This is a genomic window from Capnocytophaga sp. oral taxon 878 (genome assembly GCF_002999135.1).
Classification (GTDB): Bacteria; Bacteroidota; Bacteroidia; order Flavobacteriales; family Flavobacteriaceae; genus Capnocytophaga.
This window is the reverse complement of sequence record NZ_CP027229.1, coordinates 1,942,001-1,965,635: the sequence shown is the minus strand read 5'-3', so window position 1 is coordinate 1,965,635 and position 23,635 is coordinate 1,942,001. Positions and strand designations below refer to the sequence as shown.

Here is a 23,635-nt window from a genome sequence, read left to right as displayed (position 1 = left end):
AATGCACCCAAGCATCACGCCCTATTTAGTATCCATATCGCTCCCCCCAAAGTTTCTTTAAGTGTTCACGCAGCGCATTCTCTCGCGGGTTGTCCGAAGGCTCATAAAAAGTCTCCCCCTGTAACTCATCAGGTAAATAATCCTGATAAGCAAAGTTCTCTTCATAGTCGTGAGCGTATTGGTAGTCTTTCCCATAGCCCAGTTCTTTCATCAGTTTAGTAGGGGCATTGCGCAGGTGTATAGGTACCGATAGGTCTCCCGTTTGTTTCACTACCTGTTGTGCCTTGTTTATAGCCTTATAGCTCGCATTGCTCTTCGCCGATGATGCCAGATATATAGCACACTGGCTCAGTATAATACGCGCTTCAGGGTAGCCAATAGTAGTAACCGCTTGGAAGGTGTTATTAGCCAAAATCATAGCCGTAGGGTTTGCATTCCCTATATCTTCCGAAGCCAAAATAAGCATACGGCGCGCAATAAATTTCACATCTTCACCCCCTTCTATCATTCGTGCCAACCAGTATACAGCCCCATTAGGGTCACTCCCCCTTATCGATTTGATAAAGGCCGAAATAATATCGTAATGCTGCTCACCGGTTTTGTCATATAGTACAGTATTTTTTTGTACAAGGTGCAGCACACTCTCATTGGTAATCACCACCGGTTGTCCTTCAGGGGTAGCGTTTACAATAAGTTCAAAAGTATTAAGTAATTTGCGTCCATCTCCCCCCGATAGGCGCAAAAGGGCTTCAGTCTCTTGCAGTTCTATAGGCTTAGTCTTTAGCACCACATCTTGGCGTATAGCATTCTGCAATAGCTCTTCCAAGTCTTTGCGTTCAAAAGCTTTTAGTATATACACTTGGCAGCGTGATAATAACGCCGGAATTACCTCAAAGCTCGGGTTTTCAGTAGTCGCCCCTATAAGCGTAATCCAGCCTTTCTCTACCGCTTGCAGTAGTGAGTCTTGTTGTGTTTTGTTAAAACGGTGAATTTCATCAATGAATACAATGGGGTTTTGTGTACTGAAGAGTCCCCCACTTTGTTTGCTTTGCTCAATTACCTCTCGCACCTCCTTAATCCCCGAACTGATAGCACTCAGGGTATAAAAAGCTCGCTTGCTTTGGTGTGCAATAATATTTGCTAAGGTAGTCTTGCCTGTACCTGGTGGTCCCCAGAAGATAAGAGAGGGTAATAACCCACGCTCTATTTGTTGGCGCAAAGCGCCTTGCGCACCTACCAAGTGTTCTTGCCCCACATATTGTGCTAAAGTAGTGGGACGCATACGTTCTGCTAAAGGAGAATTCATTATTATAACAATTAAGTTAGTATGTAATCAGCTCTTGTCTTCTAGTTATCTATCTATCTTGTGATATTAGCCCCCGAAGCCGAGCCTACTCCTACTACCTCATCATAAAGGGCTCCAGGAGCACGATAGTACACAAGTACAAGGTAGGTGTTTTCTGTTTGGTAAAAGTTACCTCCTATCTCGTTAAAATCAATAGTATTACCTGCTTTAGTAGCAAACTTGTAGTTGTAAAAACCCTGTTTAAGAAGTATTTTCCCCTTAAAAAGCCCATCACTCTCATCATAAGTAAGTTTGTAGGCATCAGTAAGCTCATAATTACTGAACTTCCCATACACATACACTTCCTTATTCCAAAAAGATGATTTACCTTCTATGGCAAAATGTACCAAAGTGTAATCAGCTTCATTAGCAGCCTTGTTGCCATTTAGGGTAGTAACCAAAAAGTCGCCATTAATATCAGGGTAATAAGTATAAACGTTGTTAGCCCTACTCACATTGGTAAATAGGTAGCTATTCACCCATTTATCACGATAAAGCCGTGATATCCCCGAAGCAGGCACCCTTATGTCTTTACTGTCAAAGTAAAAATACTCATTCCCTCCCCAAAAAGCCGTTTCTCGGTCATAGCGGTACACAAGGTCATTACCCATTACGTATTGGGGTTTAGGGGCAGTAATAGCAGTATCCCAGCGGTAGTTTTGTAGTATAGCTACTTTCACTGCCACATTAGGGTTATCAAGTCTAAAATCTTTCTGCTTAATAGTGAATTGCACCACTTGTTGGGTATCAAAATACTGCAAATCCCTAGCGCGTTTCACTTCGGCCAGTACATTTACTTGTGGGGTATATATTACAAAGCGACGTGAGAAGAGTTCAGTACCATAACTATCAGTAATACTAATAATATAATTGCCGCTAAGGGTAAGTTGGGTAAGTTCATTGGGTAAGGTAAGTTGGTAGTGTGAATAGCTTTGCAGCGTACCGTATGAGTTGCTTTCCGGTTGCAGCGGCTGGTTATCTATCCCTTTAAGGTATTCACTCTTTAATAAGCTTGAAACCGACCAGTCTGCATTGCAATGCGTAATTTTGTAGTAATAAGTCTCCTCATTGCCCCCAAGGTCGTCAAATTCTAAGCTAAAACGCTCATTGCGCCTCACAATAGGAAATTGGTTTTTATCATTTCCTTCAGCCTTGAAGATAATTGTTTTAATATAATCCGGTGGCGTTTTCTCTACCAGCGGTTGTGCTTGCATTGCCAAAGGAAGCAGAAGTAAAAAGAGGATTTTTTTCATAATATATAGTGTTTATTTTTGTGTGTTTCAAAACTCTCTCACAAGTCACTCACATTCTCACACCGATAAATCTCTATTAACAGTTCTAAAGTGTACAAAATGGCAACTTGCGCTCTTGTATCAAAACATCAATGCTTATAATATCGTTATTCATTTTTGATTTTTACACCGTTTTTGTAATATATCTTAGTAGGTTGCATATCATTATCAGGACCTTCAATAAGCCAAACACCGTGTGGTTTGTCCTGTTTATAGTACCCGCTCTCTATAATACTTGTATCATAGGAGTACCTCCAAAAACCGTGTTTTTTCCCATTCTTATAATATCCTTGTACTCCCTTTGAAAAAGTAGACTCTGAATAGTATCCGTGCAATTTTCCATTCTTGTAATTCTCTACTTTTTCTATAATTAACTTTTCAGTATAGGCTCTAAAAGTAAGCAGGGTATATGTGTTTTTCCCTGTTACAGTTTTTACAACCAATTCGGTTAGCTTTCCTTGTTTTGTTTTAAAACCATATTGGTTAGTATCTACTGTTATAGTATCTCCAGCATCAGGATAATACCTATGATATTGTTCCTTAAAATCTTGTCCAAAGGTGTTCAGATATATGAATAAAGATAAGATGTAACATATGTTATACTGCATAGTATATTTTGAATAATATTTTAGTTATTCTTTCAATTTTTCAACTACTACTTGCTGGTAGATTTCACCTTTTACAAAAATCGAAAAAACTAAAGCCGTTGCTATTACATCTCTTTTAATATGTAGCTTTTTCTCTTTACCCATTCGCTCTATAAAAGCGGCGTTTTTCTCTAAAACAACTGCCGGCAAAGAATCTTTTTCTTGTATAAATAAGTAAGCTGTAGTATCCATCCCTTTTTTGCGATAATAGTTATGTACTTTCCTCTTTATTTTTTTAGGCAGAAAGCGGGCTACTGTATCTAAAAGGAAAAAATTATCTCCTTTCTCTCCATAAGGATAAAAACTCGCTTTAAATTCTTTTCGGGTATAATGAATAGAATCTATTTTATAAATATCTATATCAGTATAAGTGTAATAATCAGTATAACAAGATTTACAAGCATAAGTATTATCTGTAAAAGTAATGCAATGTTTTTCTTGTGAGTACAAGAAAAAGGAATAAAAGTATATAAAGGCAATAAGGTATTTCACTTTATAATTTGTCATTTATCAATAGGTTTTACATCCTTAATATAGATAACATCTTTTTGTCCTTTTGTCGAAATAAAAGTGTATTGTATAGCCGAAAAAAGGTAAGTCTGATTAGGATGTATCTTTTTATGCATTAGTTTCAAAGCCCGAAAATAGAACTCATTCTCTTCTTGGCATAAATGGAAACTTTGCCGTACTTTTCCTGTTATTCTTTCAAATCTTCTATTTCCTAATATTTTTATAGCACCATCATAATCTTCTATCAGTATAGGGGTAGGTTTGCTTATCACAGGATCCATACGGTCAAGAAATTGCTGAGCAGTAGCTATAAAAGAAAACGTTCGGGTTGAATAGGAAAGCATATCTCCTTCTAATTTTAAAGCAGGATGATCCCGAAATCTTTCACCATTAGTAGCTGTTACCCATTGCTCTCTTAGGCTACGATCATAATTTTCAGTGTTTTGTGCCAAAACACTTATATTGAAAACGGAAAATAGTATTTTTACCCAAAATCTCATTTGTCTATTACCATAAAGTTATAATAGTCTCCTGTACTAAGTTCTAATATTTTAAAAACTTTAACCTTTAAAAGAACATTCAGTTGTTCATCACCCTACTGATACCTTCACTACCTATGCTCTATTTTTCTCCAAACTTATCCTTATAGGTATAATCTTGGTCTAAAACAATCCTTCGGAAAGTTTCAGGATTATATTCACATACTTCCCATAAAGTTATAAAGTCTTTAGTTTTATCATCTTGAATTTTTATTTCATATATGAGATACATAGAGACATCTTCTTTTGTATTGAGATAGTACTGATAGGCTTTTTGATAGTTTTCTTCTGAAAAAGTCCCAAAGCAGGAATCGCCTACAAAAAGTTTATCTTCTACTAAAAATAATTCCTTTTTGCTATCACCAAAGACATCAATCTCATAATACTTTTCTCTTTCTGCCTTTCTTACTTCTGTACAGCAAGACGATAAGAAAAGTATCGTCAAAAGAAACATTAATCTGTTTTTTATGGCTGATGAGGCGGTCATAATGTAAATATATATTGAAAACTTAGCAAAAGGTCGTAGCACGACTCGCTATTAGAGACTTTGGCAAAGTGTAGTGATGCTCATCGTTTTAGTTATCAGACAAGTAGGACTTGTCGGACGAATCAATTGCAAATAAATAAGTTTATTTTTATGTGGGCGAATTACCTCACATACTCAGCTGCGCCAGCTCGCTGACTTTACCCCTACGGGGTTTTCATCACTATGGTATCGCCAGAGAGATAGAAAATAGTGTCATTCTTTTCCTCTTTTATATAGCTAATGTACTTTTTGTCAGTAAATAGCGTGTCAACCTGCAAACTATTTAATAAAGCGCTATCACTTTTTAGTTCTGATAGGGTGTATTCCAAAAAACCATTGACTCTATTGTACAAAACTTTTTTCAACTTTCCTTTCTTATCATAGTATGAAATCGTTTTGATATTCAATTTTCCGTAATCGCTTTCTATAAATCCCATTGGGTTATAGCTGTATTTTTCAGTTACTCTTTCAGTAGAAATAATTTGAAAATCAGTGTTTTTGACACTGCAATTTGCGAATAGCAAACCGATAATTACACGAATCTTGTTAAGTGCTTCATTTGATATAACGTGAGTTTGATGTAAGGATAATCATTCTTTTATAAACTCATAATGTTTCATTATCAGATATTCTTCCTTGTTTTTTGGTTTGCTCGTCCATTCATCTTTTCTGAGAAAATAGTGAATTGCTTTTGTATCGGGGAATTTATCAGAAGAGGCTAGAAAATCAGCTGCTTTATACGATATTTTTGCATATTCCATTATAGCAAGAGTATCGTTGTCTGTTTGTTTACTATTTGCAGGCACTCGTTCATTGATTCTATAAAACCCAGAAACCGTTAAAGAGTCATTAGGTGCTATATCAAAAATAGCATAACTATATCGCCCTTCTGCTGTATTGCTGCCATTAAAAAACACAAAAGAACAACTTTTGCCTCTATTTTCAAATAAATCATACCAAAATACTATAGGCACACTTAATATTTCAGCATAACTATACAAGGGATAGCGTTGTTTTTTGTATTCCAAATAATAATGAGGGTACTTTTCATTCACTGTTAGCGTTACTAAATCTTCTTCACAAGTAGGTTTTTCAGTTGATTTATTATCATATTCTGAGTGCCACGATAAAACTTCACTGATGTAAGTCGTATCTTTAGTTACTTCTTTATTTTGCCCTGAAACTGAAACTGTTTTTTTGCAAGCTATGGCTATGCAAACTAGTAAGAGTATTGTGGATAATCTATAAATCATTTGACTTAAGCACTTTAATTAATAAATGATAGGCATTTTTTCTTTCTTCCAAATTTAACATTTGGTTACCATTAACTACTTTTGTTACAGCTTTTATAATTTCATCTGTTTCCCTGTTATTGCTGTTTTCAATAATTTTATTTATTTTTCTACTATCCCAATACCAACCTCCTACATCAGCTGCTATTTCAATATCTTTTGCTACTAAAGAATAGTCTTCTAATACTTTGGATTTTTTATCATCTCCTATATTAGACTCTGCATATTTTTTATAGTTGCCTTTAAGAGATAGGTGTATAAATCCTCTTCCTCTATAAGGATCATAGCTTGGAGTATATGAATTATCTTTTTCAATTGTACTTGTAAAGTATTGTGTTTCTATAAATATTTGAGCTAAAAAAATGAGCTTTTTCCTCACAAGTATCAATTTTATATTTTCTAAAAATTTTATTTAGATTTTTACTAAAAAATTAAGATTCTCAAAAATACAGAATCTCTCTCCATTACTCAGTACTATATCAATACAAATATCCTCAATTTGATAATGCTTATTTCTCTCTGTAAACAAAGTTAAGCAAGAAAGTAGAAATAGGATCAGGAGCTTTTTATAACAGATAGTGTTTATTTTTTATTTCTCTTTTCTAAGGTTTCTTCAAGGAAAGGCAGATCGCTTTCTATATCATAGTCCAAAAACAATTCAAGAGCTTTTACATCAAGGTATTCTTTAGGAAGTTCTTCTATAGGTTCACCATCTTTTCGTTCGGGGTATTCTCCTTGCTTTTTGGTTCGTATAAAAGTTTTGCCATTAGTGGTATAATCAGGGTAGATGTATTCCACTACTTCTATTTTATTACCTACCCATTTCTTTTTATATAGTCCTGCCACTCCCGGAATTTCTGTTTCTACCCCTCGTATTACGCCTTCTTTGGGATAAAAAGTAACGTTTTTAAACTTATAAGGAGTAGAAAAGGTTTCAGTTTTAGGGTCAAATAGGTAGATGTAGGAAGGGTCATAATTGATGCTCAAATCATTTATCCCATCACCATTAACATCAAATATAGAGTCTTGTAAGGCAAAGTCTTCTATATATAATAATTTCTTTCTAAAAGTGCGCTTACCTTCTATTTTATACACTTCAATGAACTTCACTCCTTGCAAAGGTCCTACTTCAATACCATCAATATGAAGCAAAGCATAAGGTTGGTTGTTAAAAAACTTACCTGCTTTAATAAAGGTTTCAGCCATTGAAGAGCTGTCTTTGAATATGTATTTGTACTGCAAATCTTCTCCTTTATAAAGTGAATCAACCTTTTCTAGTGCATCTTTTATAACAGATCCAAAATAAGGGTCAATATCTTCCTTGCTCCACCCCCCAGCTACAGTTATATTAACGCTCTCTTGCAAAACAGTTATATCTTGTTCATCACTTGTATTTTTAGTTTCACAAGCCACTAAACAAAATCCAATAAAGTATATGTAAAGAAATTTTTTCATATTTTCTGAATCTAATTAATAGAAAAACTTACTAAGAGCATAGGTAATCTTATTTGTGTTGATATAAAACTTTATTTCCAACTAATGTTACTTTTGCTTTATTTTCATAGAAATGATTTATATTCTCTCCTCATAATACAAATATTCTCAGTCTAATATTGCTTATTTTTATCAATAAAGGAAGTTAAGTAAGGGAGTTGAGGTAAGAAGGGGAGTTATCTCATAATGGATAGTGTTTATTTTCTGTCTTTTAAGATTAATTCAAGGAAAGGCAATTCGCCACCCCATTCTTCATATCGCAAGAACCAATCTTTCTGGTCACGGTATTCTTCAGGGACTTTTTTGAGAAGTTCCCCCTCTTTTCGTTCAGGATATTTACTTGGAGTTTTAGTCCGTATAAAGGTTTTGCCTTTGGTAGTGTAATCAGGGTAGATGTATTCTATATCTTCTGTTTTATCGCTTTTATCGCCTACCCATTTCATCTTGTACAAACCTGATATTCCTCCAAAACCTGCCTCTACTCCTCGTATTATTTTTTCTTTGGGGTAAAAAGTAGCGTTATCAAACTGGTAAGCAGTAGAAAATTTTTCGGTTTTAGGGTCGAACAGATAAATATAGATAATGCTGGAACCAAAAGCACCTGTTGTCCACCAATCTATATTAAAATCATTGATACCATCGCCGTTGGCATCGAAGATAGAATCGTGTACGGCATAAGTGAAGTCTTGTATATACGAGAGTTTCTTTCTAAAAGTGCGGTTTTTTTCTATTTTGTACACTTCTACTAACGATTCTATTATCCCATCATCAATATGAACCACTACATAGGGTTGGTTGTTAAAGAACTTACCTGCTTTGATAGTAGTTTTTGCTATGCTGTCTTGAGAAGTGTAAGAGTATAGCCAATTTTCTTCTCCTTTGTAAAGAGAATCCACCTTTTGCAGGGCATCTTTCACAATAGCAACAAGCTCAGGGGTAGGATCATCAGTTACCTCGTTTTCAAAATTGAAAGAAGTGAGCGTTTTAATGCTATCCTGCAGGATAGTAATGCCTTCTTTTTCTTGTTTATCCGTTGTGGAGGTATTTTTACAAGCGGATAAAGCTAAGAGAGTGAATGTTATGTAAAGAAATTTTTTCATATTTTGAGAATTTACGAATTTATGAATTTGCTAATTAAGTGAGTCGGCAGTCCCATTACATTATTATAAGATCCTTCAATAGCAGTTACCCCTATATGCCCTATCCATTCTTGTATGCCATAAGCCCCTGCTTTGTCAAAAGGCTTATATTTTTCAATGTAGTGTGTTATTTCCTTATCATTGAGTTCTCTAAAAGTTACTTTAGTAACACAATGATGTGTTTCTTTAGCTTCATTAGTAGTAAAACATACCGAGGTAATCACTTCGTGCGTCTTGCCAGAGAGTGAACGTAACATCGCAAAGGCATCGGCAGCATCTTTTGGCTTGCCAAGAGCTTTGCACTCGTGCCACACAAGGGTATCTGAAGTCAGCAGCACGCAGTTAGGAGGTATTTCTCCTGCAAAAGGCGTTGCTTTCAGCTCCGCCAAATAATCAGTAATTTGCTCGCGCTGCAAATGGGAAGGATAGGTCTCTTCTACTGGTTTAATCACTACTTCGTAGGGTATATCCAATTCTTTTAAAAATTGCTGCCTACGCGGTGACCCCGAGGCTAATATAATTTTTTTCATTCAATGATTTTTTTCAGTAGTATTGTTTTTTAATTAGGTAAAAGCACCCTATTTATAGCTTCCCCCTACTGATTAATATAAAACTTCTGTCCCGAATAAGGCTTCATATATTCGTGTTCAAGACTCTTTTCTAGCATCTGCTGTTCAAGGTCACAGCGGTACACTTCACCTTTTAGGTATTTTTCAATCATTAGCGAGGCTATGGGCCCAGCTACACGGGCACCGTAGTAACCATTCTCCACAAATACAGCAATTGCTATTTTGGGGTCTTCCACAGGTGCAAAAGCTACAAATATTGAGTGGTCTGTAAGTTGCATTCGCTTCCCATTTACCCTGATGAAGTTCTCAGCAGTTCCGGTCTTAGCAGCTATATTTATCCCATCTATTTGGGTGCGACGTGCAGTACCTGCCAAGTATGCCATATTCATCCCTTTAATTACAGGGTCAAAGTGCTTAGAGTCTATAGTAGTATGCTTAGGTACGGTATATTCTTCAAAAGGGGTTTGTTTGTTATCTATCTTTTTTACAATATGAGGGGTGTAGAAATAGCCTTTATTGGCAATAGCAGCCATTACATTAGCCAATTGTATAGGGGTAGTAAGTATCTCACCTTGCCCAATAGCGTTAGAAATATTAGTAGTACCGCTCCATCTATTAGCTCCGTATACCTTGTCGTACAAAGCAGTGTTAGGCACTTTTCCAGCACGTCCTGTAGGTAAGTCCGATCCCAGAAATCCTCCCAACCCAAAACTGCGTACGTGCGCATTCCATTTGTCCATGCCTACTGCCGAGGTGCTTTTCATATCAATAGCACGTTTATAGGTATTAGCAAAATATGCATTACATGATAATGCTATGCCATATAATAGGTCATTAGAGCCTCGTCCGCAGTGGCAACGCATAATATGTCCACCATAACGATAACCTCCACCACACCCAAATACACTTTGTGGGGTAATTACGCCTTCTTGTAGTCCAATAAGGGCATTTACTACTTTAAAAGGTGATCCAGGAGGATATTCTGCTAGCAGAGTCCGGTCGTAAAGAGGCTTAGCTATCGAGTCATTGTAAAGGGCAGTATAGTTCTTAGAGCGGTCACGCCCTACTAATAAAGCAGGATCAAATGAAGGTGCCGATACCAAAGCAAGTAACTCACCAGTTTTAGGTTCAATAGCCACAATACCACCGTGCTTTTTCTGCATCAGCAGTTCGCCATAAGCCTGCAAACCTATATCTATTGTTAGCTGCAAAGGCTGCCCCATAATAGGAAGGGTATCTAAAGCACCGTTTTTATACCGCTCAATAGCAGCATTGTGCTTGTCTTTTTGGAAGTATTGTACCCCTTTCTTTCCCCGCAAAAATTCTTCGTATTGTTTCTCTACTCCGCTGCGTCCTATCAGTTCCCCTGCAAGGTAGTAAGGGTTTTTCTTCAGCTCCCATTCGTTCACCTCGCTTATGTATCCCAGCACGTTGCCAGCATTATGAGTAAGATAGCTGCGTAACATACGTTTCTGTATGTAAAAACCTTCAAACTTGCGCAGCTTTTCTTGTAACACAGCATAATCATCTTTTGATAGCTGATGCACTATTACCGAAGGTTTCTTGCGTGAGTAGTCACGGGCTTTTTGTAGTCGTTGTTTAAAATCTTCTTTGCTAAGTTCCAGTAGGCTACTCAGTTCAAGGGTATCCAGATGTTTTACCTCAGCAGGTATTACCATCACATCATAAGCCGGCTGGTTGGATACCAATAGCTCCCCGTTGCGGTCGTAAATATAACCGCGCTCAGGGTAATCGTATACTGTTTCAATAGCTATGTTATCAATGCCCGAAGTATTCTCATCGTGAAACACTATCTGCAAAAAGAACAACCGTAACAGTATTACAACCGCTGTGATGATAATTATAGATGGTAATAGGTATTTTCTCATTTCTTTTTCCCGCTAAACAAGTAAATGAATAGCACACACACTATAATAGTGAACACCGATGCCCCTACAATTTTCACTAAGGTAAGTAACAAATGATTGAAGTTAAATACCTCCAAAAAGTAGAACAATAGGTGGTGTAACACTACCATCATTGTGGTATAGCTAAGTACTTTGGTAAAAGGATACATAAATAAATCTAATTCCTGATACTCAAAATTCTTGCCAAAAACAATATGTAGTATAGGCGATCGCAAATAAGCTATAAATACACTACACGCAGCGTGCAACCCACCAGTATTAGAAAAAATATCTATACAAAGCCCTAAGAAGAACGCCAATAGCAGGTAAGGGGTTTTATTCTCTCTATAAGGTGCTACCAACAAAAAAACAATATAGATCATCGGGTTTACATAACCCCAATAAGCTATATTGTTGAAGATAAGCCCCTGCAAGAGCACCAACAACACAAACAAAAATGTATTCTTTACTAGTGGGTGATTCATTTAGGGTTCTGTTTTTCTAATTCATTAATCGCCTTACGGTCGGTATCCTCTATAATATACACGTAATCAAGGCTCGCCATATCAGCAAAAAGAAGCACATCTATCAAGAAAGTATTATCTAGCTTGCTCTTCTCAAAATGCACTATCTTGCCCACAGGCAAACCCTTCGGAAAGATGTTGGACATCCCTCCCGTTACTATTGTATCGCCATTCTGTATAGGTACTATATTAGGCACTTCCAGTAGTTGTACTACATTCACTTGTTTGGTATCCCAGCGCAATGATCCAAAATGCCCCGTGCGCTTTACCATTACGTTCAGTGCCGATTGGGTGTTCAGCACGCTTTGTACTGTTGCAAAGCGTCCCGATGTGTTTTCTACAATTCCTACTATCCCTCGCGGCGAAACAACTCCCATATCCTGCTTCACTCCATCGGCAGTACCTTTATCAATAGTCAGATAATTCTTGTTCAGCCTATAACTATTTTTAATTACATTAGCTTTGAACACCTTATACTTCACACTATCAGCTTTCACAAAGGCCAACGAGTCCGCCAATGGCACTTGTTTCAAGGCTTGTTCCAATAGCAGCACTTGTTTGTGTAACTGCCTATTCTCTTCCGCCAAATGCTCATTCTCACTGCGCAAATGAAAGTATCCCGACCAGTAGTTGCCAAAAGCATACAACTTGCCAGTTACATCATTTGCCGAGTTGATATAAACACTCTGAGGGTAATAATTACTTCTGAAAACCAAACCAATAGCCACTATAAACAGCCCCAAGAACACAAAAAAGTCCCTCGTCCGTATAAAGAATTGTATGATTTGATTCATCTTCTATCTCTTACCGCTTTTCTCTTACTTAAGTAAAATACTTTTGAATTTATTAATATTCTTCAGCGTAATCCCAGTACCACGCACTACGGCACGTAATGGGTCTTCAGCCACATACACAGGTAAGTCTGTTTTTAGTGAAATACGCTTGTCCAAACCGCGTAGCATAGCACCACCACCGGCCATATAAATACCAGTGTTATAGATATCAGCAGCCAGCTCAGGCGGGGTTTGTGATAAGGTCTCCATAATCGCATCCTCTATACGAAGGATTGATTTATCCAGTGCCTTCACCATTTCACGGTACGATACCTGCACCTGCTTTGGTTTCCCAGTAAGCAAGTCACGGCCTTGTACCATAATATCTTCTGGCGGAGCGTCCAAATCTTCTGTCGCTGCACCCACTGTAATCTTTATATTCTCAGCAGTACTTTCGCCTACATACAGGTTGTGTTGCGTACGCATATAGTGTACAATATCCGAGTTGAATATATCCCCCGCAATCTTAACCGATTTGTCGCACACTATCCCACCAAGGGCAATCACAGCTATTTCAGTCGTACCACCCCCTATATCAATAATCATATTACCTTTAGGCTGCATAATATCCAGTCCTATACCTACAGCCGCAGCCATAGGCTCGTGTACAAGGTAAATATCCTTACCGTTCACTCGCTCGCATGATTCCCTTACAGCACGTGTCTCCACCTCCGTAATGCCCGAAGGGATACACACTACCATACGCAATGAAGGTGAAAAGAAGCGTTTCTTAAGCGCCGGGATACTCTTAATGAGCATGCTAATCATCTGTTCCGATGCATCAAAATCCGCAATTACACCATCTTTCAAGGGGCGTATAGTACTGATGCTCGGGTGTGTCTTCCCTTGCATTAACCGCGCCTCTTGCCCTACGGCTATAATCTTTTTAGTCGTCCTATCCAATGCTACTATCGACGGACTATCCACCACCACTCTATCATTATGGATAATAAGCGTATTAGCTGTACCCAAGTCAATAGCTATTTCTTCTGTCAAGAAATCAAAAAAACCCATATTTCTAATTGCTATTTAAAAATCTTATAAAATCAGTTTAAGTGTAAAACACTTCTATTCGTGGGCGCAAAAGTACAAAAAAATATTAATTGGCAATGAATATTTTAGTAAAAAATGGTCAAATGCATCAAATATTTACAACACCCTCATTTAACCATTTCCATCCCTCCCCCAAAACCTAAAAACCGCCCCTATATAATCTCCTACCTCTTATCTTTTGCCAAATACTCATTTTTATTGCGAATAATTCAAAAATCACCACCCCCCATTTCACTTTTTTACAAAAACCGCAACCCCTTCATAACCAGCTTATTCTCCTATCAAGCCCACCCCAGCTACCATACAGCTATCCCCTAAGATGAACGAACCTATAACGAAGGATAAACGAACTATAAACGAAAGATAAACATTACTTCACTGATTATCAGCCCTTTCATTTCCCAACCTTCCCTTTGCCAAATTCGCAACAAAATCCCCAAAACATTGCATTTTCTTCATTTTCACCAAGCCCTACCACCACCCTAATACTAACCCCATAAATACCCCTACACAGCCCCTCCATCCCCCTCAAATGAGTCACATTCACACATTTTTTTGTTAATTGTCAATTGTAAATTATTTTATATCTTTGTCCCCATAGAGAAAATTCAATCGTTATAGGGGTATAACATTAAATTAAAAAACGTATGAAAGATTTTGTATTGATTTTTCGTTTGAACAACATCGCTGATTTCAAACCTACTCCCGAGCAAATGCAAGAACGTATGAATTGGCTTGCGGGTATCGCTTCACAAAACAAATTAGCCGACAAAGGCAATACCCTTTTGCCTATAGCAGGCAGTGCCAAAACTATCAAAGCCGATAAGGTTGTAACCGATGGACCTTTTACCGAAATTAAAGAGTTTATCAGTGGCTATGTAGTAGTGAAAGCCGAAAACATTGATGAAGCAGTAGAAATGGCTAAAGCTAACCCTATTTTTGAACAAGTAGGAGGTAGCATCGAAGTGCGTGAAGTGCTAAAAAGAGATTAAAATGCCTCACTCACAACTTTTATCCGATTTATTTCGAAAAGAATACGCTAAAATGGTGGCAGTCTTATGTCGCCATTTTGGCTTTTCTCATTTGGAAATCGCTGAAGATATTGTAAGTGATACTTTCCTAAAAGCCTATGAATTGTGGGAAAATGAGCCCTTGCCTCCCAACCCTACTGCGTGGCTTTATACCGTCGCCAAAAACAAAGCTAAAGACTATGAAAAACACGTAGCTATATTTGAAGATAAAGTAAAAAAGGCACTTACACCTACTGAAAAAAGCGAAGAACTTACTTTTGAAACTTCTGAAATAAACGACAGTCAGTTAGAAATGCTTTTCAATATCTGCGACCCTTCTATTTCTGTAGAGTCACAAATAAGTTTGGCTTTGCAAATACTCTGTGGTTTTACAGTCGAAGAGATTGCCAATGCCCTACTCACCCATACCGAAACGATAAAAAAACGACTTCTTAGGGCTAAAAGCAAGCTCAGAGAGCACCATTTTCAAATCAAAACCGTAAGCCCAACCGATATACAAACCCGATTAGAAACCGTATTGCGCTGTTTGTACTTATTTTTCAATGAAGGCTATTTTTCCGAAACCAACAATCAATTCATACGAAAGGAGTTCTGCAAAGAAGCCTTGCGCCTTACGCTCTTACTTGCCGAACACCCCCAAACTGATACCCCCCAAGTGAATGCTCTTTTATCACTAATGTGTTTCCAAAGTTCCAGACTTGAAGCTCGTATCAATACCACAGGTGAAAACACTCTTTATGAACAACAAGATAAAAGCAAATGGGATAAAGAACTTATACACAGAGGCAACTATTACTTAGTAAAAGCCTGCGAAGGATCACAAATCTCTAAATATCACTTGGAAGCAGGTATTGCCTATTGGCATACTACCCCCACCGATGAAAACAAGTGGGAGTATATTCTCCGCTTATATAACCAACTAATTATCATCGAATATTCTTCTGTAATAGCCTTAAATAGGACTTTTACTTACGGAAAGGTATACGGCAAAGAAAAAGCTATTGTCGAGGCTGAAAAATTAGGACTGCAAAACAATCGTTACTACCACGAGTTGTTGGGATATTTATATACCCATATCAATAACCAAAAAGCTATTGCTCACTACCAAAAAGCGATTACTCTCTCTAAATCACCCAACGAGCGCGCTACACTGCAAAAACAGATAGAACAATTAGTGAAATAAGATTTCAACAATCCAAGCCCCACACCATTTCAGACTACTCAAAAAAGACGAAAATGAAACGGTGTCAAATTGTCACCAGTTCAAATTAGAAGCCACTGATACTAAAACTCAATTCGGGTGCACTCTTATACCACCTACAAAAGCTAAAAACTACCTTAAAATTCAGAAGTCGTAGCACAACAAGCTATAAAAAAATCCCCCCAATTTGCTGATTCCCTCATTTGCTAATTTGCTAATTCCCTCATTTGCTAATTTTCTCATTTGCTAATTAGCAAATTATTACTATCTTTGCCAACAAAAACCTTAGAACGTTATGTTAAAAAACATCACTCTTATCATTGCTATCTTGCTCACTTCTTTAGCGCAAGCACAAAAAGAAACTTCAACCCGTCATATCGATATCCTCGCTTATGACTCTGATGGGGGACTTTATTTTTATGCTCAAAAACAGAAAGACAAGTTTTTAGAGTTAGAATTTGAGTCTCAAGAAGATGAAAATCTAGATACCGATACCGAAGTCTACGATCTCAAATTGGTTGATTATGATGAGGAGTATTTAGAGACCCTGAGCGAGATAAAAGAGGACGATAAGAAAATTATCTACCTCAAAGATATCCAACGCACTACCCCCAGCGATTTTGTAGGCAAAATCTTTAAAACACTTCCTCCTATCTATGACCAGAATACTCAAACAATTGTCAAGATACTTAACCCTTACTTGGCTCTGTTATGTGATATAGATACAGAAGAAAAAAAACTTTATCAAAGAAAAGATTATTATGCACTACACACTATCCATCTAAAAAAAGGGCGAAACATTTACCTCTTGAGTGATGGAGAAAATATCGAGGGTTTTATAGTACCCTTAAAAGATAAAACCTTGTTTTTAACCGACAGAGAGACAACCATACTTGCGCCAACTCAATACCCTTCCTCCTATAGTGATGATTTTATCGATTATGAGCCAGAAGAGCATCTCATACTTCGCCCCAAAGGCAAGCGTTATGAGCTTATGAATACCTATAAAGAAAAAGTGCTTTCAGGCAGATACGATACAATCTATTATAACAAATTTGGCATTATAACCAGAAGAGGGAGCAAATTTGAACTCTATGATAGTTACTTACAAAAAAAATCGTTCAAAGAGATGCGCAGTGCTTATTTCTACCGCGATGGCATTGAAATGCTTAACAAGCAAGGGGCAGCATATTACACAATAGATGGCGAACGTATAGAAAAATTCCCAAGAATCAGTTACTCACTCTGCGGAACAGTATATGAAAGTCGTTATTCATTGAAAAAAGACCCTGAAAAATCAGAACACCCACATTATATGCTTTATGGTTTTGGAGGCTTTGCTTCAGAGTTCGAAGCCGAAAAACGAAACTATCTTTCTGATAGAAGTGCCGATGAAACACTTTCTTTCATTAATGGTAGTAGGTATTTTGAATGGGATGATAATGACTTTTTTGTCGATAACATTTACCATCACCCAGAGCTTATACGTGTGCAACGCGGGAACAAATACGGACTGTTCAAATACAATTATCAAAAGATTTCAGAAAAAGAATTATATATTGAAGGAATAGAGGAGGATAAAGAAAACGAAGAAGAAAATATTTTTAAACGCAATGTGCGCAAATATCCTTCAGCACATCTCATAGGAAAAGAACAGCTCCCTATCATCTACGATAATATTCAGCAACATAAGGATGGACTTATCTATTTCTACAAAGATAATAAGATAGGTATCTACCCCCAGCATAAAAAGGTTATATACGAAAAAATAGACCCCCAAACTCACTCTTTCTATCAGATTGTAAAGAAAGGTAAAAAAGGTTATCTAGACATCAGAACAATGAAAGAGTATTTCTAACTAGCTTTATACTCCAAGATTACAATAATTAAGCCCTAGCGCAACAAGCAAGTTGCAGCACAATAGCAATAAAAAACTCCCCATAGTGCAAGCAGCCTATGCACCTCGCATCACCACGAGTTTTTGTTAATTCTTAATTGTTTAGTACCTTTGTAACTTGAAAACATATCATCATCTGAAATGAAAAAAGAAGCTGTCAAATTATTTGAAGAACGCAAGGTGCGTACCATTTGGGACGACACTCACGAGAAATGGTATTTCTCAATTGTAGATGCAGTGGCTATATTAACTGATAGCACTAACCCTCAGACCTATTGGCGTGTATTAAAAAAACGACTAAAAGAAGAGGGAAATGAAACCGTTACAAACTGTAACGCTTTGAAATTAGAAGCAGCTGATGGCAAAATGCGGCTTACTGATGTCGCTGATACTGAACAACTTTTCCGTTTGATACAGTCTATACCTTCTCCTAAGGCAGAGCCTTTTAAACTATGGATGGCAGAAGTTGCTAGTACTCGTATTGACCAACTGCAAGACCCCGAACGCTCTATAGAACAAGCCGTAGCCGATTATCGTCGCTTGGGATATTCAGAAGCGTGGATAAACCAACGTATCAAATCTATTGAAGTACCAAAAGAACTAACTGATGAGTGGAAACGCACAGGAGTAAAAGAAGGGGTAGAGTATGCTACTCTCACTGATATTATCACCCAACAATGGAGTGGATTTACTACCAAAGAATACAAGCAGTATAAAGGACTCAAAAAAGAGAACTTACGTGATAATATGACTAACTTGGAAATGGCTTTTAACATATTAGCCGAAGCCTCAGCTACCGAGCTTTCCAAACAACGAGACCCACAAGGAGTAGAATAACAGAAAAAGGTAGCTAAAGAAGGTGGTAGTGTAGCCAAAGTAGCGCGCAAGCAATTAGAAGCACAATTGGGGCGCAGTGTCATATCACCTACAAAAGCTGAAGACCTCCTTAAAATTGAGCAGCTATAGCACAACACACAATAAATAAAACTCCCCGTAGTCCAAGCAACCTATGCAGCTCGCATCACCACGAGTTTTATTCTCTAGCAGATTCGTTAACTTATACCTAACTTTATTATGGAAACTCGTCATTAATAAAAGTTTTGAAGGGGGAATTTCAAAAACTACCAACTCCTCTATAACAATTATTTTACAAAAATTGCTTATCTTTACAAGGTCAAAAAACTAAAAATAAGAATTACAAATGCAAAACATCCAATTAAACAACGGGGTACAAATGCCCCTCTTGGGTTACGGTGTATACCAAGTAGACCCTAAAGAATGTGAGCGTTGCGTAAGCGATGCTATTTCGGTAGGCTACCGAATGATTGATACTGCCCAAATCTATCGCAATGAGGAGGGCGTAGGTAATGCTATTAAGAAAAGTGGTATCGACCGCAAAGAGTTCTTTATCGTAACCAAAGTGTGGATAAGCAATGCAGGTTATGAAAAGGCAAAAGCCTCTATCGAGACCTCTTTGCGCAAACTACAAACCGATTATATCGATTTGCTACTCGTTCACCAGCCTTTTGGCGACTATTACGGCTCTTATCGCGCTATGGAAGAAGCCTACAAAGAGGGCAAAGTACGCGCTATTGGCGTTAGCAACTTCTATGCCGATAGATACCTTGATTTGGCATACCACGCTGAGATAAAACCTGCTGTAAACCAAATGGAAACACACGTATTCTACCAACAGCAAGACCTCCAAGAACTAATGAAGAAATACGATACCAAGCTAATGTCGTGGGGTCCTTTTGCCGAAGGCAGAAACGATTTCTTTGCCAATCCTACGCTCAATGCTATTGGCGAAAAGTATCACAAAAGTGCTGCCCAAGTAGCTTTGCGCTATCTCTTGCAACGCGATATTATCTGCATTCCTAAGTCGGTGCGCAAAGAGCGTATGCAGCAAAACCTTAATGTATTTGACTTCCAACTCTCAGCAGAGGATATGAGCCTAATAGTCGCTCTAGATACCCAGCAAACGCTATTCTATTCTCACCGAGACCCTGCTTTTGTAGAGATGATACTACAATATGGTAATTAGCAAATTAGCAAATGTGCTAATTAGTAAAATTCCCGTGTGGTACTTGTACCACACGGGAATTTTTAATAAAACATCTAACTTGTATCTATTTGCTAAATTCTACTTCAGCATTTAGTTCAGTTATCTTTTCTTGCAATTTAGTGATGTCTTTTTGCAATTTCTCAATACGGCGATTACTTTTTGCTAATTGCTTATTAGCTTTACTAGCTTTGCGCAAAGCCTTTTCAGCTTTGTTCGCTTTTTTAGCACTTGCTGAAGCCGAACTCGCATCACTAAAAGCATCCGTGCGATCAGTAGCTTCTTCATTAGCCTGTGCAGCCTCAGTTTGCAACGACTGATTATTGGTTTGCTCTTGTGTGAGTTTCATTTGCAATTCGTTGAGCTCGGTATTGAGTTTCAAGGCTTGTTGTTGTTTTTCCAAGCGTTTCATCTCTGGTGATTTAGCTGTACCACAACCCGCTAACATAAAGGAAGCTAACACTCCCATTAAAAATACTTTTTTCATAATTATATTATTAATATTTTAATGCCACAAAAGTAATACATAATTGCCTAATATGCAAATTCGCTAATTTACTAATTTGCTAATTATCAAATTATCACTACCTTTGCATTTAGAATAACTTAAAAACAATACAATATTATGAGAAAAACTTTTATTATTTTATGCATTTGGAGCATCATTGTAGGTTGCTCTCAAGAACAAAAAGAAGATGACACCTCTTCCAAAGAAAAAGAGGAATGGAAATTAATTTGGCACGACGATTTCAACCACGATGATATTTTCGCTACTGGTATATGGTCTAAAATATGGGGATGCCCTACTTCCAAAGCCGACTGGCGCAAACTACAAACTGATTATATCGATTTGCTACTCATTCGCCAACCTTTTGGTGATTATTACGGCTCTTATCGCGCTATGGAAGAAGCCTACAAAGAGGGCAAAGTACGCGCTATTGGCGTGAGCAACTTCTATGCCGATAGATACCTCGATTTGGCATACCACGCTGAGATAAAACCTACTGTAAACCAAATGGAAACACACGTATTCTACCAACAGCAAGACCTCCAAGAACTAATGAAGAAATACGATACCAAGTTAATGTCGTGGGGTCCTTTTGCCGAAGGCAGAAACGATTTCTTTGCCAATCCTACGCTCAATGCTATTGGCGAAAAGTATCACAAAAGAGCTGCCCAAGTAGCTTTGCGTTATCTTCTGCAACGAGATATTATCTGCATTCCTAAGTCGGTGCGCAAAGAGCGTATGCAGCAGAACCTTAATATATTTGACTTCCAACTCTCAGCAGAGGATATGAGCCTAATAGTAGCTCTTGATACCCAGCAAACGCTCTTCTATTCTCACCGAGACCCTGCTTTTGTAGAGATGATATTACAATATGGTAATTAACTCATAGCACAATATGCAATAAAAAACTCTCCGTGCTGCAAGCATCCTATGCACCTCGCATCACGGCGAGTTTTATTGGAAAATCACCAAATTCAGTAATTTTTATAATGGTAAGCTACAGATCAAATAACATTATGTTTGATTCTCTAAAAAAACATTTTCAGCAAGCTCTTCCTTTTACCGAGGAAGAACTCAATGCAGTCGATCAGTATTTCACCGAACGTGTTTTTGGCAAAAAAGAAATGCTTTTACAGGCACCTCAGCCTTGTAAGCATCTCTTTTTTATTGTCAAAGGTTGCGTTCGCCATTTTCACACCAAAGATGACGGCAATGAAAAAACCTGTGATATTTCTCTAGAAAACCAATGGACTACCGCTTTTATGAGTTTTAATAATGGTTCTCCTTCCAATCTCTCGTTGCAAGCCTTAGAGGAAACTACCGTATATAGCATCACTAAAGAAAACCTTTTTGCTCTTTATACCAAGCATCATAACTTCGAAACTTTCGGACGCCTAATGGCAGAACAAATCCTCCAACGTGCGACCGATACCGCTATGTACCTCGCCGCCGATAAACCCGAAGAACGTTTTCAGCACTTGTTGCGCTCACGCCCAGAACTCTTTCAGCGGGTGCCTCAAAAGTACATTGCCAATCTTCTAGGTATCAGTCCCGAAAGCTTAAGCCGATTACAAAAACGTATGCACACCAAAAAATCTTAACTTAAGTCAACAACACGAAAGCTCATTACGCTGTACTTTTGCCCCGAATTTTAAAAAGAACACGTAATGACTACACTTAATGAGTATCAAATCGCCTTAGACGATGTAATGGAATTCATCGACAACAACCTCCTGCAATCCAAACTTCCCGAAGTTGAAACTGAGTATAAGGAAACTCCTTCCTTGCTTAACAAAGTACGCTTAGGAATTATCTATCACGAAGTAGCCCTTAATTTAGGTTTTTTCAATAAGCACTACAAAGGCTATGCACAAAAAAGCCTCACCGTTTTATCAGACTGCGAAGCTCATCCCCAAGCCTCAGAGGCTTTACAGCCTTTTATCCTCTCCTATAAGGCTTCAGCAATGGCTTTAGTAGCTGCCGAAACTTTTAAGCTTTCCCTCATTGGCAAAAGTTTCCAACTCTTTGAAATAACAATACAGAAGTATGGGGCAATACACTATCTCCCCGAGTTTATGCGCGGTAGCGTAGCCGAAAATCTACCTTGGTTTTACTTCCGCAAGCGTGCTTTAGCCAAAATCGATTTTGAAAATATCATACGCAAGCAAGCACAACACCCCGAGTACGCCTCTTGGAAAATAATGAGTTTTGTATATTGGGCGTGGGCAAAACAGCACCCTCAGCGCAAATACCGCTCCCAAGCCCTTGCCTATCTACAAAAAGCCATAGAGCTTGATCCTAACTATTTAGCAGGGCGCAAACGCTCAGAAGAGCTAATCGCAAAATTTGCTAATTAGCAAATTGAGACGAACAAGCAATTACATTTTATCAAAGTTTTTTATTTCCAGCTAAATCCAATTACAATATTTTTACTACATTTGCGCGTTAATTTATATAACAACTCAAAATCAGGAAGGACTAAAATTACTTATTCCCTCCTTTGAAATAATTAAAACTGAGATTGTTTTTTTGTTAATTATCAATTGTCAATAGTAGGATGTTAATAATAAAAAAAGATGACCCTTTGGCTATTACTCTTAGTGTAATAGCCTTAGTAATGGGAGTCGTTAGTTTTATGTTTGCTGTAGTCCCTTGTGTTGGTGTTTTATCACTTTTTATGGGGGCTGCAGCTTTAGTGTTTTCGGCTATAGCACTCTACCTTACCTATAAGCGCCAAACTAACAAAGCTATTGCAATAGCAGCCTTAATACTTTCAGCAGTAGCAACAGCCATAGGGGGCTCACAAGCTATCATCTACGTAACAGCACGCAAAATAATGCTTTATAAAGAACAACGGTTGCCGCCCTCACCACCCCAGCCTCACCCTAATGAATAATAAGCAATACCTCTTAGCCAATGTCCTATTGGTAATATTTCTCACAGCTATAGCAGCCTATTTCCGCTATAGTTCTCTGCCTTTGCACTGCAACTACCAAGTCTCTTATAATCTGCCCTGCCACACCTGTGGTATTTCTCGTGATTTATCACAGTTTCTCCACCTAAATTTCAGCACACCTATCAATCCTCATTCATATTGGCTTTTTGCTTTTGGAGTGCTGTTTTTCATAAGCCGAATCTTGCATAGTGCCATAGCCTATTATCATCCTCAACACCTCAAAAAACTTTTAATAACCGATGCCGTTCTTATCATAATTTACCCACTCGTTGTTATTTAAAAAAAAGTTTGTACCTTTGCCAAAGTTTTT

Annotated in this window: 27 protein-coding genes; 10 read left to right on the top strand and 17 right to left on the bottom strand. The window is 37.7% G+C overall.

What is annotated here, in order from left to right; all coding sequences use genetic code 11:
* Window positions 1-25: 25 nt before the first annotated feature.
* The 16 genes from C4H12_RS08850 to C4H12_RS08775 form a co-directional block, all read right to left on the bottom strand.
* Window positions 26-1,306: a replication-associated recombination protein A gene (locus tag C4H12_RS08850; RefSeq protein WP_106098595.1), complete on the bottom strand. Its 1,281-nt coding sequence runs from the start codon at window positions 1,304-1,306 to the stop codon at window positions 26-28.
* A 53-nt stretch (window positions 1,307-1,359) separates the two neighbouring features.
* Window positions 1,360-2,598: a DUF5103 domain-containing protein gene (locus tag C4H12_RS08845; protein ID WP_106098594.1), complete on the bottom strand. Its 1,239-nt coding sequence runs from the start codon at window positions 2,596-2,598 to the stop codon at window positions 1,360-1,362.
* Between the two features lie 146 nt (window positions 2,599-2,744).
* Window positions 2,745-3,245, bottom strand: a complete 501-nt coding sequence (locus C4H12_RS08840) for a hypothetical protein (protein ID WP_106098593.1) — start codon at window positions 3,243-3,245, stop codon at window positions 2,745-2,747.
* A gap of 24 nt (window positions 3,246-3,269) precedes the next feature.
* Entirely contained in the window at window positions 3,270-3,791 is a 522-nt protein-coding gene (locus C4H12_RS08835; RefSeq protein ID WP_106098592.1) for a hypothetical protein, read from the bottom strand.
* Window positions 3,788-4,294: a hypothetical protein gene (locus tag C4H12_RS08830; RefSeq protein ID WP_106098591.1), complete on the bottom strand. Its 507-nt coding sequence runs from the start codon at window positions 4,292-4,294 to the stop codon at window positions 3,788-3,790. Before C4H12_RS08830 ends, C4H12_RS08835 begins: the two co-directional genes overlap by 4 nt.
* Before the next feature lie 121 nt (window positions 4,295-4,415).
* Window positions 4,416-4,820, bottom strand: a complete 405-nt coding sequence (locus C4H12_RS08825) for a hypothetical protein (protein WP_106098590.1) — start codon at window positions 4,818-4,820, stop codon at window positions 4,416-4,418.
* Window positions 4,821-5,023: 203 nt separating this feature from the next.
* The gene (locus C4H12_RS08820; protein WP_254424741.1) at window positions 5,024-5,296 is read right to left on the bottom strand and encodes a hypothetical protein; all 273 of its coding nucleotides are present in this window, start codon (window positions 5,294-5,296) and stop codon (window positions 5,024-5,026) included.
* Window positions 5,297-5,449: 153 nt separating this feature from the next.
* Entirely contained in the window at window positions 5,450-6,112 is a 663-nt protein-coding gene (locus C4H12_RS08815; RefSeq protein WP_106098588.1) for a hypothetical protein, read from the bottom strand.
* Window positions 6,102-6,530: a hypothetical protein gene (locus tag C4H12_RS08810; protein ID WP_129588226.1), complete on the bottom strand. Its 429-nt coding sequence runs from the start codon at window positions 6,528-6,530 to the stop codon at window positions 6,102-6,104. Before C4H12_RS08810 ends, C4H12_RS08815 begins: the two co-directional genes overlap by 11 nt.
* 203 nt (window positions 6,531-6,733) lie before the next feature.
* On the bottom strand, window positions 6,734-7,606 hold the full coding sequence (locus tag C4H12_RS08805) for a hypothetical protein (protein ID WP_106098586.1): 873 nt from the start codon (window positions 7,604-7,606) through the stop codon (window positions 6,734-6,736).
* Window positions 7,607-7,842: 236 nt separating this feature from the next.
* Window positions 7,843-8,745: a hypothetical protein gene (locus C4H12_RS08800; protein WP_106098585.1), complete on the bottom strand. Its 903-nt coding sequence runs from the start codon at window positions 8,743-8,745 to the stop codon at window positions 7,843-7,845.
* An 11-nt stretch (window positions 8,746-8,756) separates the two neighbouring features.
* Window positions 8,757-9,314: a Maf-like protein gene (locus tag C4H12_RS08795; RefSeq protein ID WP_106098584.1), complete on the bottom strand. Its 558-nt coding sequence runs from the start codon at window positions 9,312-9,314 to the stop codon at window positions 8,757-8,759.
* A 65-nt stretch (window positions 9,315-9,379) separates the two neighbouring features.
* Window positions 9,380-11,242 carry a penicillin-binding protein 2 gene (gene mrdA / locus C4H12_RS08790; protein ID WP_106098583.1) on the bottom strand — a complete coding sequence of 621 codons (1,863 nt, stop codon included), beginning with the start codon at window positions 11,240-11,242 and terminating at the stop codon, window positions 9,380-9,382.
* Entirely contained in the window at window positions 11,239-11,745 is a 507-nt protein-coding gene (locus C4H12_RS08785) for a rod shape-determining protein MreD (protein WP_106098582.1), read from the bottom strand. Before C4H12_RS08785 ends, mrdA begins: the two co-directional genes overlap by 4 nt.
* Window positions 11,742-12,578 (bottom strand): rod shape-determining protein MreC, encoded by an 837-nt coding sequence (gene mreC, locus C4H12_RS08780; protein WP_106098581.1) that lies wholly within the window; start codon window positions 12,576-12,578, stop codon window positions 11,742-11,744. Before mreC ends, C4H12_RS08785 begins: the two co-directional genes overlap by 4 nt.
* Window positions 12,579-12,602: 24 nt before the next feature.
* On the bottom strand, window positions 12,603-13,631 hold the full coding sequence (locus C4H12_RS08775) for a rod shape-determining protein (protein ID WP_106098580.1): 1,029 nt from the start codon (window positions 13,629-13,631) through the stop codon (window positions 12,603-12,605).
* 686 nt (window positions 13,632-14,317) lie between these two features.
* Here C4H12_RS08775 and C4H12_RS08770 point away from each other — a divergent pair.
* The 5 genes from C4H12_RS08770 to C4H12_RS08750 all read left to right on the top strand — a co-directional run bounded on the left by C4H12_RS08770 (window position 14,318) and on the right by C4H12_RS08750 (window position 19,843).
* A complete protein-coding gene (locus C4H12_RS08770; RefSeq protein WP_002666814.1) occupies window positions 14,318-14,662 on the top strand; it encodes a YciI family protein in 345 nt (114 codons plus the stop codon).
* A 1-nt stretch (window position 14,663) separates the two neighbouring features.
* A complete protein-coding gene (locus C4H12_RS08765; protein ID WP_106098579.1) occupies window positions 14,664-15,884 on the top strand; it encodes an RNA polymerase sigma factor in 1,221 nt (406 codons plus the stop codon).
* A 313-nt stretch (window positions 15,885-16,197) separates the two neighbouring features.
* Window positions 16,198-17,760, top strand: a complete 1,563-nt coding sequence (locus tag C4H12_RS08760; RefSeq protein ID WP_106098578.1) for a hypothetical protein — start codon at window positions 16,198-16,200, stop codon at window positions 17,758-17,760.
* Window positions 17,761-17,940: 180 nt separating this feature from the next.
* On the top strand, window positions 17,941-18,636 hold the full coding sequence (locus C4H12_RS08755) for a Bro-N domain-containing protein (RefSeq protein WP_254424740.1): 696 nt from the start codon (window positions 17,941-17,943) through the stop codon (window positions 18,634-18,636).
* A 364-nt stretch (window positions 18,637-19,000) separates the two neighbouring features.
* Window positions 19,001-19,843 (top strand): aldo/keto reductase, encoded by an 843-nt coding sequence (locus tag C4H12_RS08750; protein ID WP_106098577.1) that lies wholly within the window; start codon window positions 19,001-19,003, stop codon window positions 19,841-19,843.
* 85 nt (window positions 19,844-19,928) lie between these two features.
* On the opposite strand, the gene C4H12_RS08745 is transcribed toward C4H12_RS08750, so the two are convergent.
* Window positions 19,929-20,348: a SlyB protein gene (locus C4H12_RS08745; RefSeq protein WP_106098576.1), complete on the bottom strand. Its 420-nt coding sequence runs from the start codon at window positions 20,346-20,348 to the stop codon at window positions 19,929-19,931.
* A 138-nt stretch (window positions 20,349-20,486) separates the two neighbouring features.
* On the opposite strand from C4H12_RS08745, the gene C4H12_RS08740 reads away from it, so the two are divergent.
* The 5 genes from C4H12_RS08740 (at window position 20,487) to C4H12_RS08720 (ending at window position 23,605) form a co-directional block, all read left to right on the top strand.
* The gene (locus C4H12_RS08740) at window positions 20,487-21,251 is read left to right on the top strand and encodes an aldo/keto reductase (protein WP_254424739.1); all 765 of its coding nucleotides are present in this window, start codon (window positions 20,487-20,489) and stop codon (window positions 21,249-21,251) included.
* 134 nt (window positions 21,252-21,385) lie between these two features.
* Window positions 21,386-21,970: a Crp/Fnr family transcriptional regulator gene (locus tag C4H12_RS08735; protein ID WP_106099457.1), complete on the top strand. Its 585-nt coding sequence runs from the start codon at window positions 21,386-21,388 to the stop codon at window positions 21,968-21,970.
* A 66-nt stretch (window positions 21,971-22,036) separates the two neighbouring features.
* Window positions 22,037-22,726: a hypothetical protein gene (locus C4H12_RS08730; protein ID WP_106098575.1), complete on the top strand. Its 690-nt coding sequence runs from the start codon at window positions 22,037-22,039 to the stop codon at window positions 22,724-22,726.
* A gap of 200 nt (window positions 22,727-22,926) precedes the next feature.
* Window positions 22,927-23,265 carry a hypothetical protein gene (locus C4H12_RS08725; RefSeq protein ID WP_106098574.1) on the top strand — a complete coding sequence of 113 codons (339 nt, stop codon included), beginning with the start codon at window positions 22,927-22,929 and terminating at the stop codon, window positions 23,263-23,265.
* Window positions 23,258-23,605 (top strand): DUF2752 domain-containing protein, encoded by a 348-nt coding sequence (locus C4H12_RS08720; protein ID WP_106098573.1) that lies wholly within the window; start codon window positions 23,258-23,260, stop codon window positions 23,603-23,605. The genes C4H12_RS08725 and C4H12_RS08720 overlap by 8 nt, the downstream gene beginning before the upstream one ends.
* Window positions 23,606-23,635 lie beyond the last annotated feature (30 nt).